Source organism: Paenibacillus nitricinens (assembly GCF_052056485.1).
GTDB classification, from domain to species: domain Bacteria; phylum Bacillota; class Bacilli; order Paenibacillales; family Paenibacillaceae; genus Paenibacillus_AQ; species Paenibacillus_AQ nitricinens.
In genome coordinates this window covers 4187047-4207804 of sequence record NZ_CP183948.1, presented here as the reverse complement: position 1 = coordinate 4207804, position 20758 = coordinate 4187047, and the positions used below count along the sequence as shown (strand labels likewise).

At 41.3% G+C, this 20758-nt stretch carries 15 protein-coding genes; 11 read left to right on the top strand and 4 right to left on the bottom strand.

The features are described from left to right. Window positions 1-209: 209 nt before the first annotated feature. The 7 genes from ACN6KS_RS18670 to ACN6KS_RS18640 all read left to right on the top strand — a co-directional run bounded on the left by ACN6KS_RS18670 (window position 210) and on the right by ACN6KS_RS18640 (window position 10523). Window positions 210-1709 (top strand): ATP-binding protein, encoded by a 1500-nt coding sequence (locus tag ACN6KS_RS18670; protein ID WP_440960228.1) that lies wholly within the window; start codon window positions 210-212, stop codon window positions 1707-1709. Further along, the gene (locus ACN6KS_RS18665) at window positions 1687-2379 is read left to right on the top strand and encodes a response regulator transcription factor (RefSeq protein ID WP_042129085.1); all 693 of its coding nucleotides are present in this window, start codon (window positions 1687-1689) and stop codon (window positions 2377-2379) included. The genes ACN6KS_RS18670 and ACN6KS_RS18665 overlap by 23 nt, the downstream gene beginning before the upstream one ends. A 149-nt stretch (window positions 2380-2528) precedes the next feature. After that, window positions 2529-4040, top strand: coding sequence for an S-layer homology domain-containing protein (locus ACN6KS_RS18660; protein ID WP_440960227.1), 1512 nt, complete (start codon window positions 2529-2531; stop codon window positions 4038-4040). Window positions 4041-4070: 30 nt separating this feature from the next. After that, window positions 4071-4790: an ankyrin repeat domain-containing protein gene (locus ACN6KS_RS18655; RefSeq protein WP_440960226.1), complete on the top strand. Its 720-nt coding sequence runs from the start codon at window positions 4071-4073 to the stop codon at window positions 4788-4790. 168 nt (window positions 4791-4958) lie between these two features. Next, window positions 4959-8081, top strand: coding sequence for an ATP-binding protein (locus ACN6KS_RS18650; RefSeq protein ID WP_440960225.1), 3123 nt, complete (start codon window positions 4959-4961; stop codon window positions 8079-8081). A gap of 173 nt (window positions 8082-8254) precedes the next feature. Beyond that, window positions 8255-8851 carry a DUF1349 domain-containing protein gene (locus tag ACN6KS_RS18645; protein WP_094876296.1) on the top strand — a complete coding sequence of 199 codons (597 nt, stop codon included), beginning with the start codon at window positions 8255-8257 and terminating at the stop codon, window positions 8849-8851. Window positions 8852-9086: 235 nt separating this feature from the next. Further along, a complete protein-coding gene (locus tag ACN6KS_RS18640; RefSeq protein WP_440960224.1) occupies window positions 9087-10523 on the top strand; it encodes an FAD-dependent oxidoreductase in 1437 nt (478 codons plus the stop codon). Between the two features lie 93 nt (window positions 10524-10616). Here ACN6KS_RS18640 and ACN6KS_RS18635 read toward each other — a convergent pair whose 3' ends face one another. From ACN6KS_RS18635 to ACN6KS_RS18625, 3 genes are all read right to left on the bottom strand, one after another. Further along, window positions 10617-12308 carry an ABC transporter substrate-binding protein gene (locus tag ACN6KS_RS18635; protein WP_440960223.1) on the bottom strand — a complete coding sequence of 564 codons (1692 nt, stop codon included), beginning with the start codon at window positions 12306-12308 and terminating at the stop codon, window positions 10617-10619. A gap of 105 nt (window positions 12309-12413) precedes the next feature. Continuing rightward, window positions 12414-14024 carry a response regulator transcription factor gene (locus ACN6KS_RS18630; protein WP_094869542.1) on the bottom strand — a complete coding sequence of 537 codons (1611 nt, stop codon included), beginning with the start codon at window positions 14022-14024 and terminating at the stop codon, window positions 12414-12416. Window positions 14025-14028: 4 nt separating this feature from the next. Next, on the bottom strand, window positions 14029-15840 hold the full coding sequence (locus tag ACN6KS_RS18625; RefSeq protein WP_094869543.1) for a sensor histidine kinase: 1812 nt from the start codon (window positions 15838-15840) through the stop codon (window positions 14029-14031). Window positions 15841-15995: 155 nt separating this feature from the next. Between ACN6KS_RS18625 and ACN6KS_RS18620 the strand changes: the two genes are divergently transcribed. The 4 genes from ACN6KS_RS18620 to ACN6KS_RS18605 all read left to right on the top strand — a co-directional run bounded on the left by ACN6KS_RS18620 (window position 15996) and on the right by ACN6KS_RS18605 (window position 19816). Next, the gene (locus ACN6KS_RS18620; RefSeq protein ID WP_094869622.1) at window positions 15996-16946 is read left to right on the top strand and encodes an ABC transporter permease; all 951 of its coding nucleotides are present in this window, start codon (window positions 15996-15998) and stop codon (window positions 16944-16946) included. Between the two features lie 15 nt (window positions 16947-16961). Then, a complete protein-coding gene (locus tag ACN6KS_RS18615; protein ID WP_042129067.1) occupies window positions 16962-17834 on the top strand; it encodes a carbohydrate ABC transporter permease in 873 nt (290 codons plus the stop codon). A gap of 212 nt (window positions 17835-18046) precedes the next feature. Continuing rightward, window positions 18047-19399, top strand: coding sequence for a sodium-dependent transporter (locus tag ACN6KS_RS18610; RefSeq protein WP_280786435.1), 1353 nt, complete (start codon window positions 18047-18049; stop codon window positions 19397-19399). A gap of 69 nt (window positions 19400-19468) precedes the next feature. Further along, window positions 19469-19816, top strand: coding sequence for a hypothetical protein (locus ACN6KS_RS18605; RefSeq protein ID WP_094869545.1), 348 nt, complete (start codon window positions 19469-19471; stop codon window positions 19814-19816). 35 nt (window positions 19817-19851) lie between these two features. Here the strand turns inward: ACN6KS_RS18605 and ACN6KS_RS18600 are convergent, their stop codons facing one another. After that, window positions 19852-20691: a YitT family protein gene (locus ACN6KS_RS18600; RefSeq protein WP_094869546.1), complete on the bottom strand. Its 840-nt coding sequence runs from the start codon at window positions 20689-20691 to the stop codon at window positions 19852-19854. Between the last annotated feature and the right edge of the window lie 67 nt (window positions 20692-20758).

Below are 20758 nucleotides of genomic sequence, written 5' to 3'. Positions count from 1 at the left end.
AGTCACGGCCAACTCGAAATAGGAAAATCATCAGATCAATCTATATAGCATTTGATGATCTCGCGTAAATTAAATTCTATAAAAACTTCTGCCGAAGTGTTGGTAGAAGTTTTTTTCTGTTAGCAAACGCTCTCCCCATGTGATAGTATTTCACTAAAATACGGAGATGATTATTTAGCGGCTCCATTGTTAGTGAGAGGGGAGAAGTCGTGTCAATTCGGATAAAACTACTGTTATCTTATACGGGAATGCTAGTCGTTAGTTTACTTATGATCGTAATGACGGCAGCTTTATTTACAATTGCTTCTACAGGAGATGTTCACAGTCTTCGTGATTTTTATAAAGTGCACTATCAATTAAATCCGTTGTCAGAGCAAGAAGAATCGATTTTTTTAGAATTAAAGTATTTAGCCAAGCATGACCCCGATGAATTGCAGAACAAGGATTTGTTACTGGAGTATGATTTTAAGCTAAAGACCGAGAAAGCAGGACTATTTGTAAGGCGAGTGAATGACCCCGTTTTTGAATCACGCACCTTCAATCAACCTGAGTTAAAGGATGCTTTACCACCTTACGATCTGAATAACTATCAGATTCGTAACACATTTAATATTAAAGAAAGATTTTATGGCTATGCCAAATTTGACTTTAAATATTCGGATGGGGCGAAAGGCAGTGTTTTCGTCATCAAAGAGCATAGTCCATTTGCGGAACTCACACGGAGGCTGCTACCAATCTTTTCATTGATATTAATTGGCGTTCTTGTAGTTGCGAATCTGCTATTATATCGCTGGATTACACGAAGTGTTATTAAGCCACTGAACAAGTTAAGGGATTCCGCAGAACGAATTCAAGAGGGTGACCTTCAATTTGAGCTTAACCTGCAATCCAAAGATGAGATAGGGGAGTTAAATAAAGCGTTCGAAATGATGAGACAGAGGTTACAAGAGTCAGTGAACCTTCGTCTGCAATATGAGGAGAATCGAAAAGAGTTAATCTCAAATATTTCACATGATTTGCGGACTCCGATTACAAATATTAAAGGCTTTATTGAGGGCATAAGAGATGGCGTCGCCAATACACCTGAGAAGATGGACATGTACGTTGACATTATTTATAACAAGACTATTGGAATGGATAAATTGGTCGATGAATTGTTCTTATATTCCAAACTGGATTTGAATCAGGTTCCATTTTCGTTCGAAGCTGTTGATATTATTGCATTCCTTGAGGACTGTATCGAAGAGATGCGCTACAATAACGAAAATAAAGGAGTTTCATTTCAGCTAGACAATCACACCTCCGAACGTATTGAGGTTCTTGCAGATTTGGATAAATTAAAACGGGTATTACTGAACGTAATTGGAAATGCGCTAAAGTATATGGACAAACCTCAGCCTTTAATTCTTTTTTCTCTGCAAGTTGATAGTGAATGGGTGACGGTTGAAGTGAAGGATAATGGAATGGGCATTGATGCTGAAGCTCTTCCACATATCTTTGAACGGTTTTATCGTGCGGAGCCTTCTCGAAGCTTATCGACAGGCGGCAGTGGACTTGGTCTTGCGATCGCTCGTCAGATTATTGAAGGACATGGTGGAGCGATATGGATGGAAAGTGAACCAGGTGTGGGATCAAGCCTGTTCTTTACTTTAAAGCGAACGACCGACGAAGGAGGATTTCAGTCGCATGACACGGATTCTGATTATTGAAGATGAGGCAACGATAGCGCAATTGGAAAAAGATTATTTTGAGCTGAACGGTTTTGCCGTTGATATATGTCATACAGGTTCTGAAGGGCTTGGGCAGGCTCTGGAAGGGGATTACAATCTTATTATCGTAGATTTGCAGTTACCTGGCATCGATGGTTTTGAATTATGCCGCCGTATCAGGGAGGCGAAGGAAGTACCGATCTTTATTGTATCTGCGAAAAAAGAAGAAATCGATAAGCTTCGGGCGTTTAATCTCGGAGCGGATGATTATATAACGAAGCCCTTTAGTCCAAGTGAATTAGTAGCAAGAGCGAAGGCGCACCTAACAAGATATGAACGCATGCTTAGTAAGCTGGAACCTATGGAGAAGCATGAGATTCAAATTCGAGGAGTCCATATCGATAAAAATTCCCGCAGGGTGTTTGTGCGTAATCAAGAGGTTTTGTTTACAGCGCGGGAGTTCGATGTACTGGTCTTTTTAGCGAGCCATCCGAATCGGGTGTTTAGCAAAGATGATCTATTCGAACGGGTTTGGGGGATGGATTCCAGCGGGGATATCGCAACAGTCACGGTTCATATTCGCAAAATTCGAGAAAAGCTGGAATCAGATCCCTCGAATCCACAATATATTGAAACGGTGTGGGGTGCGGGATACCGGTTTACGGTGTAATGGCGCTATCCTTGACGATTTTCGATATTATTAATATCCAGTTAATACTTTATTAATAAATCGTTTCTGGAGAGTTTATTTCTTTCCTTTATCATTCAGTTATAGACAGGAGCAACTATTAACTTAATGATACTTGAGGGGGAAATACAGTGAAAATAGTTTCTAAAAAGGCAGCAGCATTAATGGTCGCAGCAGCACTAGGTACAACCTCTTTACCCTTTGCGGTGTTAAATGTACAAGCAGCACCTGCATCAAGCAACATAGGGATATCCGCAGTAGCATCGAAGGTATCAGATAAAGAAATTCAAGAAGCCGTTGAAGCACTTGTAGGACTGGGTGTGTTGCAGGGGTATGCAGATCAATCGATGGGTGTACACAATCCAATCACTCGTGCAGAATTAGCGAAAATGGTAGCATTGACCTTTAAATTACAAGACTCCGACGAGAATGATGCTTCATTCACCGATGTGAATTCAAACGTATGGTATTACCAATATGCATCAGCACTTGTTGGTTTAGGGATAATGGAGACGGAAGAAGGTAAATTCAACCCAAAAGAAACGGTAACGGATGCAGAGCTTGTACAAGTAGTATCAAAGGCGTTGAAGCGTGATGTCTTATCGGTTAACTACTGGGCAAATCAATTGAATTCCACTCCTGAACCCGCAACACGGGGAGAAGTCGCAGCCTTACTGAATACAGCTCGTAAAGCAGTGCCTTCCGATAAAGCTCAAATTACAAGTATAAAATCGATCAATGAAATTACATTAATCGTGACATTGGATGCGCCATTGACTGCTGAGAATGAAGTGTTTGCTAAAGCGAAAGAAGATTTTGTATTCAATGATGGTCTAACCTTGACGAATATGCCTCGTCTCAAAACGGGCTCCATTGCAACGTACATCGTTCCTACATCGGTACAAAAAGCTGGAACAAATTATAATTTAACGTACAAAGGTAAGAATGCGGGATCATTTGTAGGAAATTCAGCGAAGGTGGATATGACGACAACCACTCAGGTAACCAACGATACCTTCGAGATTGAAGCACTGAAAACAAATGGCGTTATTGATTATGGATATGTCATCTCTGCATACAGTGGTGGTCGTGGTGCTAACGCATTTGTTTTGGATGAGAATAATAAAGCAAACGGCATCACGTATCAAATCATTTCTTCTATGCAAGGCAGACAAGTAACGATAACTCCGGAAGGTGGAGAATCTATCGTTGCCAAGTATGTCCCATTCACACAATCAACAGATGGTAAGATTGAACCGAAATTCCGGCTGCCTGAAGGACAAGTCTTGAAACCGGGTGTGAAATATACCGTAACGTCCGACTGGGCCAATATAGCAAATCCATCATTTGAAGCGAAAGAAATAGCGCCACTGCAAATCTCCGGTGCGGAAGCTGTCAGCGAAACATCCATTAATGTAACTTTGGCTCAAGATCCTGGGGATGAATTATTTTCGGGTCGTAGTGTACAACTAACTGCTCCAAACGGAGACACATTGGCTGCAACGTATAAATTCTCCAGTCGTAAAGGTGCGGTAGGTGTATTCGATATTACGAATAATGGAAAATTGGCTGCAGGCACAGTGTATACTGTAACACCGTTGGGTGCATGGGCAACATCCCAAGCAACATTAACTTCGAATTAAGGATAATTCACAGGAAAGGTGTTGGTTGCCATGCGCTTTCTCGTGTTAACACTCATCCTCTTGATTACTGGATGTCAGACCGATGATTTCAAGGTGTTAAACAACCAAGGGCAGCAATCGACTCAGGAGATGATCAATGAAATGGATAAATTGAACCAAGCACTGTTAACTGCTGCTCGTCAAGGCGACAAGGATCTTATTTCTAAGCTATTAGCTGATGGTGCAGATATTGATACTACAGACATTGATGGTAGAACCTCCGCATTAATCGCTGTACACACGAATCAACTGGATATTTTCAAATTATTGCTTGAACAAGGTGCCAACATCAATATCCGCGACAATCGCTCGGATAATCCACTTCTCTATGCAGGGGCTGAAGGGATGCTTGATTTTGTGAAGGTGTCTATTGCTGCAGGTGCTGATACATCCATTCTGAACAGGTTTGGGGGAACTGCCCTCATTCCTGCTGCTGACCGCGGTCATGTGGACATTGTGGAAGAGCTTCTTACAAGTTCTGATGTCAATATTGATCATGTCAATAATCTGGGTTGGACGGCATTACTTGAAGCTATCATACTGGGCGATGGCGGGAAGGCACATCAGACTATACTTGAATTGTTAATTCAGCATGGTGCTGACATTCAACTTGCGGATTCTAATGGAATTAGCCCCTTACAGCATGCACAAAATAGGGGTTACCGAGAAATGGTTGAGCTGCTAATGAATAAACGTAGTGAGTCGTTATAATTTTTAAAAAAAGGAAACTCCGACTATTTGGAGTTTCCTTTTTTTGTCCTTTAAATACAAGATTACTTACGTCCACTGATCTCGTAATATAGTATAATCAGACTATAATGTTCAATAGTGGAAGATGGGAATATAGCACTATTAAATTTATCGAAGAATGAGGCGTGCATGAGAACTTCGGAGAATAAGATTAAGTTAAGTCATTTAGTATACATAGTTGTGTTTATCGGTCTGTTGATTGTGGTGCGCTGGGGCTGGCATAATCATTTTTCGTTGTCCAATCCACCTGCTGTGAAGCAAGGTGTGTTAGATTTACGTGGGGTGGATATTGAATCACTAAGCTCCTTTCCGCTGGATGGTGAATGGGAATTCTATCCTGAACAATGGGTGAATACTACCACTATTAACAATGCTACGAAGGGGCAGAAGCTTCAGGTGCCGGGGAACTGGACTTCTAAATTCATTCCAGCAGATCAAGAGAAAGCATATGGATACGGAACTTATCATTTGCGTATTCTACTGGATCAACCCTTGTCTGAGCCACTTAGCTTTTGGTTTCAATCGGTCTATACGGCTTCTGAAGTGGAGATTAATGGAACAATTCTCTCGCGATTCGGTAAGTTATCTGAAGAGAAAGAAGGCCATGTTTCTGTCACAAAGTCATTCTTGATCAGTTATGTACCGACAGATCAGAACCAAATGGATCTATTTGTTCGAGCGTCAAATTACGGGTCTCCGTTAAAAGGAGGCATTGTTAGGTCTGTAGAGTTTGGCATTCAACATGAGATAGATACAGTCTACTGGAATTCAATTGGCTTGCAGCTAGTTGTAGGGGTATTGCTCTTGATCCACGGGCTCTATTTACTGATTATTTATTTGATGGATGTGCGAAAAACAGAGTTGATTATTTTCTTTTCGATGATGGTCGCAGCAGCTGTATCTATTGGGGTTGAACATAATGGACTATTGTTCCGGTTTCTACAAGTTGATTTTGCCTGGACATTGAAGCTAAAGGTTCTTTCTTACACAGGCTTTTGTTTGTTTCTGTTCCTGATGGGAAGAGAGCTCTTTGGGAACCTGCGGAAAGGTAAGGCTTTTTATAGTTATATCCTCTCACTCCTCGGTTTTACTCTATTTATAATCTTTGGTCCAGAAGAGACCGTGCTGTTTTCGATCGAAAAAGGGGTCTATATGATCCTGTATTACATTCCAGTATTTTGGACGGCTTATTATTTTATGAAAATGGTATTTATTCAAGCTGAGGGAGCTCTATTTTTATTATGTTCAGTACTAGCTGTGATTAATAATATAATGTGGGCATCTGTCTATTACGCAGGAACCTCACAATTTATGTTTTATCCAGTAGATTTAATTGCTGCACTTGCCGCCTTTTCTACCTATTGGTTTAGGAGATATTTTCATCAATCCCATCAAAATGTGCTACTGAATGCTCAATTGGCTGAATCCAACAAATTAAAGGATCGTTTTCTGGCCAATACATCTCATGAACTACGGACTCCCTTGCATGGGATTATGAATATTGCTCAGAGTGTGCTTATAAGAAAGAAACATGAACTGGATGAAGAGAGTCAACGCGACATGGAACTGCTAATAATGGTCAGTCGGCGGATGTCGCTCATGCTGAACGATTTGCTAGATGTAGTGAGATTGCAGGATAAACGGATTGTGATGAACATCAAGGTGGTGCAAGTAAGGTCCTTGGCTGAGGGTGTACTGGATATGTTACGCTTCCTGACCGGTGGGACTAAGGTGGAGCTTCGCATGGACATTAATGAGGATTTGCCGTGTGTATATGCTGATGAGGAGCGATTGGTACAGATTCTGATTAATCTAGTTCATAATGCGCTTAAGTTCACCGAACAGGGAAGTGTTGTACTGTCAGCAGAACTAGTGGATGGGCAGGTAGGGATCCATGTCACGGATACAGGAATTGGTATGGATGAGGCACTGAGAAAGCGTGTATTTATGCGTTATGAACAAGGAGCTTACGGTGAAGGTGGTATCGGTCTGGGCCTCAGTATTTGTAAAGAGTTGGTTGAGCTGCAGGGTAGTGAATTATTATTGCAATCGCAGCCGGGCAAGGGAAGTAAGTTCAGCTTCAAATTACCTGTAGTTAATGAGAGTGTACAGTCTTCCATTTCTGATGTCCATATAGAAAAAGATGCGGACTCACTGTCACCTTTCAGTGAATGGATCACTGCTGAAGCTTCTACTATGGTGGCCGCCACCTATTCCACGAAGGAAGTAGAGCCACTCCCGAAGCTTGATACAGACGCTGATATCATTCGTGTTCTGGCGGTTGACGATGATTCGGTCAATTTAAAAGTTTTGCAAAATATTTTGTCAGATGGAACCTATCAGATAGTTACTACGACTTCTGCACGTGAAGCGCTGGATAAGTTAAACAATGAACGATTCGATCTGATCATCGCTGATGTGATGATGCCGGGTATGTCTGGTTATGAAATGACAAGATTAGTCCGCGAGCGGTTTACAATGTATGAATTGCCAATTATTCTACTGACTGCACGCAGTGAACGGGAAGATGTCTATGCAGGCTTCTTGGCTGGAGCAAACGACTATGTTACCAAGCCGGTAGATGCAATGGAGTTGAAGTATCGTGCCTTATCTCTTTCATCTATGAAGCGGGCGGTCAATGACCGGTTGAGGATGGAGGGTGCTTATTTACAAGCGCAGATCCATCCACACTTTCTCTTCAATACACTGAATTCGATCATGTCCTTAAGTGACTTTGATACTGCCAAAATGAGAGAGCTATCAGATGCGTTCACAACTTATCTACGCATAAGTTTTGACTTCTTAAATGCAGGGAAGCTCGTTACGCTGTCACAGGAGCTTGAACTGGTGGAGAATTATATATATATCCAGCAGCAGCGTTTTGAGGAGAGACTCCATGTGAAATGGGAAGTAGATGCGAATCTTGAAATGTTGATGCCTCCGCTTACGATTCAACCTCTGGTTGAGAATGCTGTTCGACATGGCGTTTTAAGTCGGGCTAAAGGTGGAACACTGCGTATTCACATTGAGACACGTGCGGATGCTGTCCATTTTAACATTGTAGACACAGGGTTGGGAATGGACGAAGCTCAAGTCAGCAGGCTGTTAGATCCAAAAGGCTATAAGAATCAAGGTATTGGACTCCTTAATACGGATAGAAGATTGACACAACTATATGGACGTGGCTTGCAAATTCAAAGTGTCCCTGGTTTGGGAACGACGGTGTCATTTATCATTCCTGATAAAGATTGATTGTGATCAAGGGGTAACTCCTTGGAGTTATCCCTTTTTGGTGGTTTGTTTAGGAAATTATGTGATTATTTCAATATTGTTGCATCATTGATTGTAAAAATAAAAGCTACCTGCCATTATTACAGAGAAAGGAAAATTTGTAATCAAAAATCATTCATGATAGGAGAATTAGAATGACTAATAACTTATTTGTAAACGAGACAAGAGAACAACTGATCTGGATGAATCGTCCCGAAACCTGGAAATTCACAGATTTAGATGAACTGACATTAATAGCACCTCCCAAATCAGACTTTTTCCAAGACCCGGCAGGTAAACATTTCGCAAGCTCAGCGCCATTTTTATCTACCCCTGTGGGTACTTCCTTTGAAATGACGACCAGAATTAGTGTCAATATGCGGCATAAATATGATTCAGGATGCCTCATGTTTATGATGGACCATTATAACTGGGCCAAGATTTGCTTTGAGTTTGACGGACAGTATCCCATAATCGTGTCTGTGGTAACCAGAGAAGGAATGTCAGATGATTGTAACTCCGTACAAGTTGGTGTAGATAATCCATATTTGCGTATCACCAAGCAAAATCATTGTGTTACTTTCTCCTATTCAGAGGACGGAGCGAACTGGTCACTGATCCGATATTTTGGAATGAATGAAGGTGCTGAATGCGTAGCTGGTGTTGTCGCACAATCTCCCCAAGGTGAAGGCTGTTCAGTGAAATTCGACTATTTGAGTTTGTCGGAATCGAAGGCTGAAAGCCGCTTCTAAATGATTTTGGCAATTTTCGTCGAAGGATGAGTTGCTCGATTTGCGATAGTACAGTGAACATATTTGTATGTGGCCGCGTAATCGCGGCTTTTTGCATGATAAAAACCATGATTGAATAAATAAGGAGACAGCTATCCGTATTTAATTAAAGTACAGAGTCAATTTAATAAAACAAATCGAGGAGCCGATAAATAATAGGATGCTTTCAATAAAAAATAGGGAGAATTATTATAAGATGTTAAAAGAGAGAAAAAAAGGTTATTTCGTATTTGGTCTTCTGATTACGGCATTTATTATGGTTTATGGAAGCTTTGCTCCACAAGTAGCGGTAGCTCAGACAAGCATTCCAACTACAGCAGCAGGTTATGATGTTGTTGTCATTGGCAGTGAGATTCAAGGTGTTTTACTGGCCAGAGAGGCCAAGAACTTGGGCTTAAAAGTGATGATCTTAGATCCTCGAAGTAAGCCAGGCGGTGAATTGATTCAAGGGCAGATGTTTTTCCTGGATGATGTGAACGACAATAAGAAGCGGAGTCTCGTGCAAGGGGAAATGAAAGATCTGTTCACAGCTTATAAGGCTGGATCTATACGTAAAAAGGAAGATTTTGAGAACTATTTCAACAAAGTAATTAAAGGGATTCCTTTAAAAAGTGGAATTGTCATTGATGCCGTTGCTACTGTTCCATCAAATAAAGATAAGGCACTAAAGACTCTTACATATCATACTAAGGATGGCACTCAAACTACTATACAGTCTAAATACTGGGTTGAAAATACAGATTTTAATGCGCTAAGCAGTCACTTGCAGGTTAAACGAATTCCAGGTATGGAAAGTATTTATAAGGGGAAACAAGCGGATTATATGGCGGCCACTTATATGTTGAATTTCAAAAATATAGACTGGAACCGACTGCATCAAGCCATTCTGGAAGATTATCCATTAACGAATGTTCGTAATAAATATGGCCCTAACACCTACGTCGATTGGAATTTCGCCACAGGGTTCAGCAATATTACCAATAAGTTCAAAGCGGATAACAGTGATCTTAAGCTTCGTGGACTGAATGCAACGTACCAGAAGAATGGACAGGTTATTATAAACGGCCTTCTTATTTATAACGTGAATCCTTCTGATCCGAAGTCTGTTGAATCTGCGATTACAAAGGCTAGAGCCGCAGCCCCTAGTATATTAGCTTTTTTACGCAGTAATATACCTGGATTCTCCAAAGCAGAGCTTAATGGATTTCCTGAGTATCTTTATATTCGCGATTACAACCGTCATGAGACTAATTATGTGCTTGAGTATTCTGATCTAATGAATGGGACGATGTTCTGGGATAATGTCAGCATTGGCGGTTATTCCATCGATCTTCAAGGAACTAAAACGATTCCTACCGGAATTGGCTTTGGTAAACCGGACCGTTATGGTTTACCTTTACGCTCTTTTGAATTGAAATCTTATGACAATGTGCTAGTAGTGGGGAAAAATGTAGGAGCTAATATTAAGGCTTACGGCAGCGCCCGCATCATGCCAACGACCGCTCTGGCGGCACAGACCATCGGGATTATCCTTGGCAAGGAGAGTAAGCGTTTAGCGGATCTAACTCCTGCTGATTTTGAGCGAATTCATAAATATTTGGAAAAGGATTATAAGATTACACTGAAGAAATAGAACTGTAGATTAGAGATTGAAAGTTAATACGGTTTATACAAAAACAAGCCGGAGCGAATGCACGCTCCGGCTTGTTCCTATGGTTGTTAAAGTTTATTTCGTGGTTACTGGTGCGGATACAGACTTGAACCATTCGTTAACTTCTTTGGTGATTTGGTCACCGCCATTGGATTTCCAATTGGCAACGAATTGGTCAAAGGAGTCTACTGGCAGTTTGCCATAAATAATTTTGTTGAAAGTTTCCATTTCGGACTGACGAAGCAGGTTCCATTTGGAAACCATCGTTGGTGTAGCAGCACCAGTAAAGTAGTTTTGTTTACGAACGTCTAGTTGTGACATAACTACTTTTCCTGCCGCCCAGTTTTCTGGTTTACGGAACTCTGCCATTTGTTTCTCATAAGGTGTTACAGGTGTCTCGCCGTCAGCAAGTTTAACCAAAGTCTTCATAAACAGATCAGGAATACGGGCCGGACCTGTTAAGAATGGGAATTCATTGGAGAAGTCTTTAATCTTGTCTTTATCACTTGTTGGTTGTCCATCAATCATATCCCAGTCATAACCTTTAGCAAAGCCATATTCATATTGACTGCCTGCAGCAGGGTTAGCTAAATTATCAAGCAAGTAGTTATAGTACAAGAAAATTGCTTCTGGATGCTTAGCATCTTTGTTAATCATGATACTAGCATTTACACCGGAATTCTGCCATTTGGTTCCAATCAAACCATCGGGTCCTGCTGGAACCGGATAGCCTTTAATCTTCGCTCCAGGTACATTCTTCATAAGATCGGGAGCAGGCCAGTCTGGAACCCAGTTGGCGCCTGGCAGAATACCAGCTGCACCTTTCGTGAAGCTCTCAGCGGATTTACCTTCATCCCAAAGGGCGGAGTCCGTGTGAATATATCCTTTATCCATCCATTCGCTAAGCTTTGCGAGTGCTTGCTTAGCACCTGGGTTAATGGAACCATATTCAAGATTGCCATCTTTATCTTTGTTCCATTGTTCCTCAATTGTACCGTATGCCCCGAATAACCAGTCTAGTTGGCCCATCCAGGTATTTGTGTTGTTTTTCAAAGAAATTGCAAGCGGGTACACATCTTTAGGCGCTAAGCCATCAGGGTTTTCGTTCTTAAATTTGTCCATGATGTTCTCAAGATCGGCGATGGTCTTAGGCGCTTCCAGCTTCAGCTTTTCCATCCAATCTTCACGTAACCACAAGAGCGTATCATCATTGTCGGTATATTCAAGGATCGGCAGATTATATTTCTTACCGTCTTTAGTGAATGGGTACCAAAGTTCTGGATGTGCTGCAACGTGATCTTTCAGAATTTTGTTTGCATACTTATCAAACAACTCATCGATAGCGATGAACTGACCGGAATCAATAAGCTGATTGGTCAATACTGCGTTAGTTGGTGCAAAAACGAAATCAGGAAGCTTTTCGCCGGAAGCAATGGCAAGTTGAAGCTTTTGTCTGTATTGATCGTCATTTGCAGGATACCAAGTATCTTTATGCTTCATACCCAATGTTTCAAGCATCCAGCGATCGTGAACGTTGTTTTCTTTGGTATCACCTTGAACATACTTCTTAGGCATCAATACGGCACTGAACTCGATCGGTGGATCGTATTTGCCTTTTGCGAAAGCAGCATCTGCTTCGGATTGGGTATTATTGGTAGCGTTACCATTTTTGGTGTTCTCATTAGATGTGCCGCTACTGCCACATGCTGTGAGAGTGATAAGTGCTGTGACCGTGAGAAGCGACCACATTTTCTTGAACTTGATCATTCTTCAATTCCCCCTACTGTGTATGATCTTTACAAGTGTAACTTTAACAACTTGTCGGGGATGTCATCTATATGAGATTTTTAGTTTCGATAGGACTCTATCATGTTATTTGTTAGTATCTCTATATTCCTGCGGCGTTACCCCAAACTGCCGTTTGAATACTTTGATAAAATAAGCAGGGTCCATATATCCAATCTCCATGCTGATTTCATAGACTTTTTTATTGGTGGTCTTCAGTTTATGACAGGCACGATCCATCCGCAAGCGCGAGATATAATCGCTAATGCCTTCACCTGTTTCAATCTTATAAATTTTTGATAAATGGGTCGGATGGAGATTTACATGGTCAGCCAGAACACGTAATGATACATCATCATGCAAGTTCTTATCCGTATAATCTTGAATTTTCTTCACATACTCGGAACGGATATCTTTGATTTCGTTGGATGTGCCTTCTTTTAGATTAGCTAGAATACTTAGCGACCATTTTCTCAGTTTACTAATACTGGTAAAAGCATCCCCGCTCTGCAACGCTTCTATGTCGGTCCCCATTAAGTTTGCCAGTGTATGACCATTGCGATGTGCAAGATTCGTGAAAGAAGCTGTAATTAAAAAACCAGCCTCCATGCAATGCTCCCAGGATTCAGACCATTTCTCATCCAGCTCGGCACAGACGGCAAGCAATTTCTCTTCGGCCGCATCCCAATGTCCACTCTCCAATAGATGAATCAAAGAGGGAGGGGTATAAAGAGCGTCTAAAGGCCCGTGTGCTGAGGGAAGCTCTAAGTCACTGACCCGCATAATGAATTCTCGCTCATCTCCGACAATTTGGCGGAAAGAAGAGGAGGCCTGATGGAAACGATTCGATAGCTGCTCAGGAAACTTGAACCACTCCGTGATTACAATGGATAGTGAGCCTTTCAGAAATTGCTTAACCTTATATTGAAGTTGTAGAGAAAGCTTCTCTAATATGGATTCTTTTCCAAGGTCAGTTCCTTGTTCTTTAAGCTGGAGCAGAAACACGAGATATCCATGTTCCTCTTTAACGCCCCAGACTTCCATAAATTCTCCCATAATCTCTTCAGCCATATTAATAATCGCATATTCAATTAAGGTTTGATCGGTATTATCAAATTCTCTGAATTCTTCTTCCATTCGTACCAGCATCAATGCGGATTCTCCGGATTGGAAGGGCAGATCGTAACTCACGAGCTTCCGTTCCCATTCACCGGCTTGAAAACGATGACCTTGTAAGGCATCCAGTAGCAATCGCCCCCGTAAAACAGGAAGGTTCTCCCGGAGGGTAAACTGGGTTCGTTTAAGAGAACTTATAAGCTCCCATTCAGCATTCAATTGATTGATCGCATTTTTGACGGCTCCGAGCAATTCATCATCAGTGGGCGGTTTAAGCAAGTAATCCACGGTCTTGTTCTGAAGTGCTTTTTTGGCATAATCGAATTCTGAATGGCCGGATAATATAATACATTTAATTTTTTTGTTATGTTTTCTTATCCGCTCTATCAATTCAATTCCCGTCATTTCTGGCATTTGAATATCTGAGATTACTATATCAATGGGATGCGTATCGATAATTTGTAGCGCCTCACGTGCGGAATAAGCTTTATGCACATGTTCAATTCCCAGCGTATGCCAGGGTTTAGTCATGGAAAGATTATCTACCCAGTGTGCTTCGTCGTCTACTATGATCATCTGCATGTTGTTAGTCTCCTTGATGTTCCTTTAATTTATAACTATCATCCTCAGTTGGGATTTCCCAGATAATTTCTGTTCGGAATCCACCGAGAGGGGATGGCTTGAAGGTAAGACTTGAATGATTGCCGAACAGGTGAATGATCCGCTGATTTGTATTCCAAAGACCACAACCCATTTCCTCCTGCAAAGGCTCCTGCATTTTACGGTTTAATGCTTCTAGCTGATCCGGATTCAAGCCGGGACCATCGTCATCGATATAAATTCTACAGAAGCCGTTGGACTTCTCACCACTAATCTTAATTTCGCCTGAGGAATAGGACTTCGCTACGCCATGAATCACAGAATTCTCCACCATAGGTTGAAGCATAAGGCGAGGTACAGATTGGCTAAGCATATCCTCAGGAATATCAATATGATAATCAATTCTGCCATTACGCAGTTTCTGTATATCTAAATAGTTGACTAAGAGCTTGATTTCTTCCTCCAAAGAAGCTGTCTCCCGTTCCATCCGGGTGGTATAACGATAGTAAGCACTTAGATTATAAGCCATGGAGACGACAGCGTCCTCATCTTTCATCTGGGCCATATTGATAATATAACCAAGACAGTTATAGAGAAAATGTGGATTAATTTGCGCTTGAAGCTGCTTCAGGGTAGCTTCTCGAGCACGGATCTTTTCATTAAATACATTTTCTATCAGGTCTTGAATTTGATGGGACATATCGTTAAAACGACGGAACAGAAACGAAAACTCATTTTGCTCATTGCTATGAAGCCGTACGGAGTAATCTCCTTGTTGTACGCGTTGTAAACCACTGACTAGTTTTTTAATCGGATATTGAACGTTTCTATATAGCAGAATGGAGGAGGATACTCCCACAACAAACAGCAGGATCATTGTGATATAGAATAAATCCCGACTAAGAGAAATTGGTTTGAGAATTTGATAAAGGGGGACAACATCTACTAAATGCCAATCCAAAGAGGCTGATTTCACAGAACTGACCAAATAGTTCTTCCCATTTAGCTTCACTACATCCTGAGTTGTATTCTCCGGAGAGTGATTATCCAGGTAATTAACTAGTTCGTCGGATAGCTGCTTGTCCGCGCTGCGGTTGAGGATCGGTTTTTCCCCTTTGTGATAAAAGAACGGATCGCCCTGCCCACCTGCTTTGTACGAATCAAGCATGTTCTGAATGTTCGTATAACTGAAGCTGGCTTCAATCACTAGGCTACTTCCTGTTAACGTCCCCGGTTGTGCTAAAGAATCCGTTAAGAACCAGTAAAAGGATTTTAGATCGCCTTGAGATTCCACACCATGATCACCATACGTCCATCTTCCGCTCATATTTGCTTTTAAATAATCCTCATCATACCCGATGGTTCTGTCGTAATTGGCGATGACATCTTTATTCTGCTGTGAATGAACGGCGTATCTGGTCGGCCAAATATCTGTAACCCCAGCTTGAAGCACCATCTTTTCCTGAAGAATATATCTGGTCTGCATCTGATCATATCGATCTTCCCATACATTTAGTCCATTGAATGCCCTGACGTTGGGATCTCTTGAAAGAATAAGGGTGAAGTCCATCATCTGATTAATTCGCGAATCGATCTGATTGGATAAAAAAGTGAGTTGTTTCGTATTGGACGTCTGCAATTCTTTGCCTACTACCTCGAAGGTGACATTATTTGAAAAGGTATACATGATAATGATGGGAATGAAAAGAAGTATGATCAAGCTGTTTATTTTGGCAAACAGACTAAATCGAGATTGTAAGTTTCCTCTAAGTATTGTAAAGCGCTTCCATAAATTCATAAATGCCCCTCCAGATGTTGTCCTAATAAAACCCTATCAAGCCTAACAATGTTATATAGTCAAACCTGAGAAACGCCTGATACTATTTATAGCAGAGATCCCCATCACACACAAAATATTTTTTTTGGGAACAGGAGAGAGCTATGGAGGCTAATATGGAGGTTAACTCGATACCACAGGCGAGCCTAGAAAGTCAGCCGAGTAAAAAAAGAAAAAAACGCTTTAATCAACCATGGATTCTCCATTTTATGGTGTTGCCAGCGGCAATCATGGTTTTTATTTTTTCTTATATTCCGATGTCCGGAATTCTTATGGCATTTCAAGACTATAAACCTGCACTAGGTTTTTTTGATTCCGAGTGGGTCGGACTTAAGCATTTCAGGTACATGTGGGAGAATGATTATTTCCTGTCCATTACGTGGAATACGTTATTTTTTGCTTGCTCCAAAATTGTTTTGAACTTGATTATTCCGTTTATCTTCGCCTTATTGCTTAATGAGGTAAGAAGAATGGGCCTTAAAAGAACGATTCAAACACTCGTTTATCTTCCGCACTTTCTGTCTTGGGTTACACTTTCAGGGATTCTTATTGATATCCTTGCTCAGACAGGTATTGTCAATCAATTCCTCACATCTGTATTCGGCATCAAGCCGATTTTCTTCCTAGGAGACGGCAACTGGTTCAGGTTCACTATCATTGCTAGTGATGTTTGGAAAGAGTTTGGTTTCAATACGATTATCTTTTTAGCGGCACTTTCAGGTATCAATCCATCACTTTATGAAGCTGCTGAAGTGGATGGGGCGGGGCGTTGGAAACAAACGATGTATATCACAATTCCTGCGTTAATCCCAATCGCTATCGTAATCGCCACCTTGGCACTGGGTAATGTGCTCAACGCAAACTTTGACCAGATCTTTAACTTGTACAGTCCATTGATCTATCAGCAGGGAGATATCATTGATACTTTCGTGTATAGAGAAGGTCTGCTAAGCGGACAGTTCAGTTTCGCAACCGCAGTTAATCTATTCAAATCGTTAATTAGCTTAGTCTTAATCGTAGTCTCTTACCGACTTGCTTATAGATTTGCAGGGTACAGAATTTTCTAGAAAGGATGACAACTGATGTACCATAAAACAATTCCATATCGAATATTCAGTATTATCAATAATGTATGCTTGACTATCCTTTCCGTGCTCTGCCTGCTACCTTTGTACCACTTACTCATGGTATCTCTTAGTGCATCCGCACCTGCTAATGCTGGATTAGTCACATTCTGGCCGATTGGCTTTACCTTTGAAGCCTATGCAAAGACGTTTAATAATGTCAATTTCCTTAACTCCTTGTGGGTGTCTGTGGAACGGACAGTACTCGGAACAGGACTTGCGCTGGTGGTAAATACGGTTGCAGCTTATGCGCTGTCTAAGGAAACAAGAGTCTTTCGGGCAAGAAACGTTTATCTTTGGTATTTTGTTGTCACCATGCTGTTCAGCGGTGGTCTGATACCGGGTTACATTCTAATTCTGAAGCTTGGTCTTATGAATTCATTGATGGCACTTATTCTTCCTGGATTAGTTGCTGTATTTAACATCATTTTACTTCTGAATTTCTTCCGTACCGTACCTAAAGATCTTGAGGAAGCAGCTTTTATTGATGGGGCAGGACACTTTCAGACCTTTGTGAAAATATATTTACCGGTCTCCTTACCTGTTATTGCAACCGTCTCTCTATTCCTTATGGTAGGACACTGGAACGCATACTTTGACGGTATTATTTATATCAGAGATGCAGACAAGCTTCCGTTAGCAACGTTTATGCAGACGATTATCGTTCAGGCAGATATGTCTAAGCTTGATCCGGCAGCCGTTGCTAATTTATCACAACGAACCATCCGGGCCTCGCAGATTTTCATAAGTGCTTTGCCAATTCTATTGGTTTATCCTTTCCTGCAACGTTTCTTTGTAACTGGGATTGTGGTTGGTGCTGTAAAAGAATAATCGCTTTGTAGAAAAAGAATTTGAAGAAGGAGCTACATGTTCTAGTCCATGACTAGAACATGTAGCTCTTTTTTTATTGCGATGAATTTCATGACTGAATTGGATAATTATTGAAAATACTAAAAACATTCAGAAAATTTTCATATGACGATCATGCTAACATAGGCTATAATGAGGTCTAAAAAAGAAAAAAAAGAAAACGGGGCATAAGAATGAATCAATTTAAAGGTGAAAAAAATCTTCTCTCAGAGAAGAAGGAGCGTTTCTCTTCCGCCGGCTTTATTTTCGCAGCCATCGGGAGCTCAGTAGGACTGGGGAACATGTGGAAATTTCCGTATATTACTGGTGAAAATGGGGGAGCGGCTTTCTTCCTACTCTTCATTGTATGTTTGGTGTTGATCGGTTTACCTGTATTGTTGGCAGAGTTGGCGATCGGTCGTAGCGGACGTGGAAGCGCGGCTACTGCATTTGTACGAGCCGGAGGCGGGAAGAACTGGATGGCAGTCGGCTTTCTGCAAGTCCTTGCACCATTTTTAATTCTTTCCTTTTATATCATTGTTGCAGGATGGACGTTGAACTACGCAATGATTGCCTTCAATGGACAATTGTTCAGTTCCAGTAATTATGCAGGTGAATTCAACTCCTTTATATCTGGACCTATGCCAATGGTTTGGCAGGGGATAGCAATCCTTATAACGGCGGGTGTTGTTATTCTTGGAGTATCAGGCGGGATTGAGAAATTTAATAAGGTATTGATTCCTGGTCTGGTCGTTCTCTTAATTGTATTAATGATTCGCGCAGTAACCTTACCAGGTGCAAACGAAGGAGTAGCCTTTTTCTTAAAACCAGACTTTTCGGTACTGAATGCAGAATCTGCGCTAGTCGCATTGGGACATGCCTTCTTTTCACTTTCGCTTGGGATGGGGATTCTCTTGACTTACGGCTCTTATGTGGATAAAAAACAGTCGCTAGGAACTGCTGCACTCGCAGTCGGAGCGGGAGATTTGTTATATGCGTTTATCGCAGGGTTAATTATTTTTCCGACGACATTCTCATTCGGCATTGCTCCTGATCAAGGTCCTTCGCTAATTTTCATTGCTTTGCCAGCAGCTTTCTCAGCAATGCCTTTTGGTGCATTCTTTGGTGGTTTGTTCTTTATCTTGCTGGCGATTGCCGCTTTAACATCTGCCGTATCTCTGCTTGAGGTGCCTGTATCTTTCGCGATGGAGCGCTGGAATTGGAGCCGGAAACGTTCAGTTTGGATTTTGTCATTAGTATGTTTCCTCCTCAGTATTCCTTCGGCGATGTCACTGGGAATGGTTCCTGAGTTATCGTTTGGCGGCAAAGCTTTGTTTGATTGGGTGGATTTTGTCACTTCTAACATTATGTTGCCACTAGGCGGTCTGCTTGTTACCATCTTTGCCGGTTATTTCTGGAAAGGGGCAGCAGAAGCGGCTGGACTTAAAGCAGGTTGGTTCCGCGTTTGGTTGTTTATGCTCCGGTATGTTGCGCCGATTCTGGTGTTCTTGGTGTTGCTTCATACTTCGGGGATTCTTTCTTTCTAAATTAACACTGTCAGTCTAGCTAGTGAACGGTAAAAAAGCTCTACGGTCCTTTCGGTCGTAGGGCTTTTTTTGATTCCCGGTAATGATCGTAATAAGTCTTGGCATTTGAAAAATGCAATGATTGCGATAGAGGTAAATAAGGTATCGGTAGAGCCTATGATGTTACTTGCGGGTTTAGATCGTCGGGAGGGTAGCGACGGGGTGATAAATACCGATGCGCTTAAGCTTGCCAGCTTCAAATCTGCTAACCTGTTCAACCAATCTTTTATCTCTGCCCCGGGATTTTTGGTTAAAGCTAAATCATTGCTTTCCCGCAAAGCCAATTATTATTATGTTTATCACTACATAAAGAACAAGTCAGAGGTGCTTTCCAAGGCGCTTCTCAATGGGGAACTGCCAGCAGTTTTTTTGAATTGACAATTCCTAAATGTCGTAATAACTATCCGCTATGCTTACTTTGATAACTCTACAAAACCTTCTCCAAACACATCTCTAACATCATGAATGGTGAGGAAGGCGTCCTTATCCGCATTTTCAACGATTTTCTTAAGGGTGGACACTTCCTGTTTGCTAATGACAATGTAGAGCACTTCTTTGGGCTTTTGGCTGTAGTAACCTTTTCCTTGCAGAACGGTCACACCTCTGTCCATGATCAAGTTGACCTGTTCGGCGATTTTGTCCTGCTGCATGGAAATAATAGTGACTGCTTTTTTAGGGTTCAGTCCTTCAATAATAAAGTCCATCACTTTAGTACCGACATAGAGCATAATGATGGTTAACATAAGCTTCTCAGTCCCGATAATGAAGAACGAAGAGAATACAACAATCAAATCAAAAAATAGGAGCGCGTAGCTGATATTCCAATGGAGATATTTATTGGCTATCTTGGCGAGAATGGTTGTACCTGCGGTACTGCCGCCAACCCGGATGATCAGCCCAATGCCTGTTCCGACAAGTATGCCTCCGAATATGGCATTTACAATCATTTCATCAGATTGAATATTCCAATTGTGGGTAAGGTGTAAAAATACGGAATTAAGCAATACGGCAATAATTGTATAAATAATCATCTTCTTATCCAGGAATCGATATCCAAAAATCAGCAATAAAGCATTCACTATTAAGTTGACTAGACTGGGAGACCATTGAAATAAATAATAAAAAATAATGGAAACCCCTGTAACTCCACCCTCACCAAGTTCATTAGGAATTACAAATACGTTGACTGCTAAGGCAAACAGGAATGCTCCAAGCACTAAGTAAAATAAATCATGAGTTAGTTTCTTTACCATCGTTACCATCCTTACATTATGCAATAATCAAAACACTATATCTCATATGGGTGAGCTTAGGCAATCT

Excerpts from the sequence above, each read along its gene's own strand:
- ACN6KS_RS18640 (WP_440960224.1), top strand. The coding sequence starts at position 9,087 with ATGTTAAAAGAGAGAAAAAAAGGTTATTTCGTATTTGGTCTTCTGATT.
- ACN6KS_RS18610 (WP_280786435.1), top strand. The coding sequence starts at position 18,047 with ATGAATCAATTTAAAGGTGAAAAAAATCTTCTCTCAGAGAAGAAGGAG.
- ACN6KS_RS18655 (WP_440960226.1), top strand. The coding sequence starts at position 4,071 with ATGCGCTTTCTCGTGTTAACACTCATCCTCTTGATTACTGGATGTCAG.
- ACN6KS_RS18645 (WP_094876296.1), top strand. The coding sequence starts at position 8,255 with ATGACTAATAACTTATTTGTAAACGAGACAAGAGAACAACTGATCTGG.
- ACN6KS_RS18615 (WP_042129067.1), top strand. The coding sequence starts at position 16,962 with ATGTACCATAAAACAATTCCATATCGAATATTCAGTATTATCAATAAT.
- ACN6KS_RS18650 (WP_440960225.1), top strand. The coding sequence starts at position 4,959 with ATGAGAACTTCGGAGAATAAGATTAAGTTAAGTCATTTAGTATACATA.
- ACN6KS_RS18630 (WP_094869542.1), bottom strand. The coding sequence starts at position 14,024 with ATGCAGATGATCATAGTAGACGACGAAGCACACTGGGTAGATAATCTT.
- ACN6KS_RS18635 (WP_440960223.1), bottom strand. The coding sequence starts at position 12,308 with ATGATCAAGTTCAAGAAAATGTGGTCGCTTCTCACGGTCACAGCACTT.
- ACN6KS_RS18620 (WP_094869622.1), top strand. The coding sequence starts at position 15,996 with ATGGAGGTTAACTCGATACCACAGGCGAGCCTAGAAAGTCAGCCGAGT.
- ACN6KS_RS18665 (WP_042129085.1), top strand. The coding sequence starts at position 1,687 with ATGACACGGATTCTGATTATTGAAGATGAGGCAACGATAGCGCAATTG.
- ACN6KS_RS18600 (WP_094869546.1), bottom strand. The coding sequence starts at position 20,691 with ATGGTAAAGAAACTAACTCATGATTTATTTTACTTAGTGCTTGGAGCA.
- ACN6KS_RS18625 (WP_094869543.1), bottom strand. The coding sequence starts at position 15,840 with ATGAATTTATGGAAGCGCTTTACAATACTTAGAGGAAACTTACAATCT.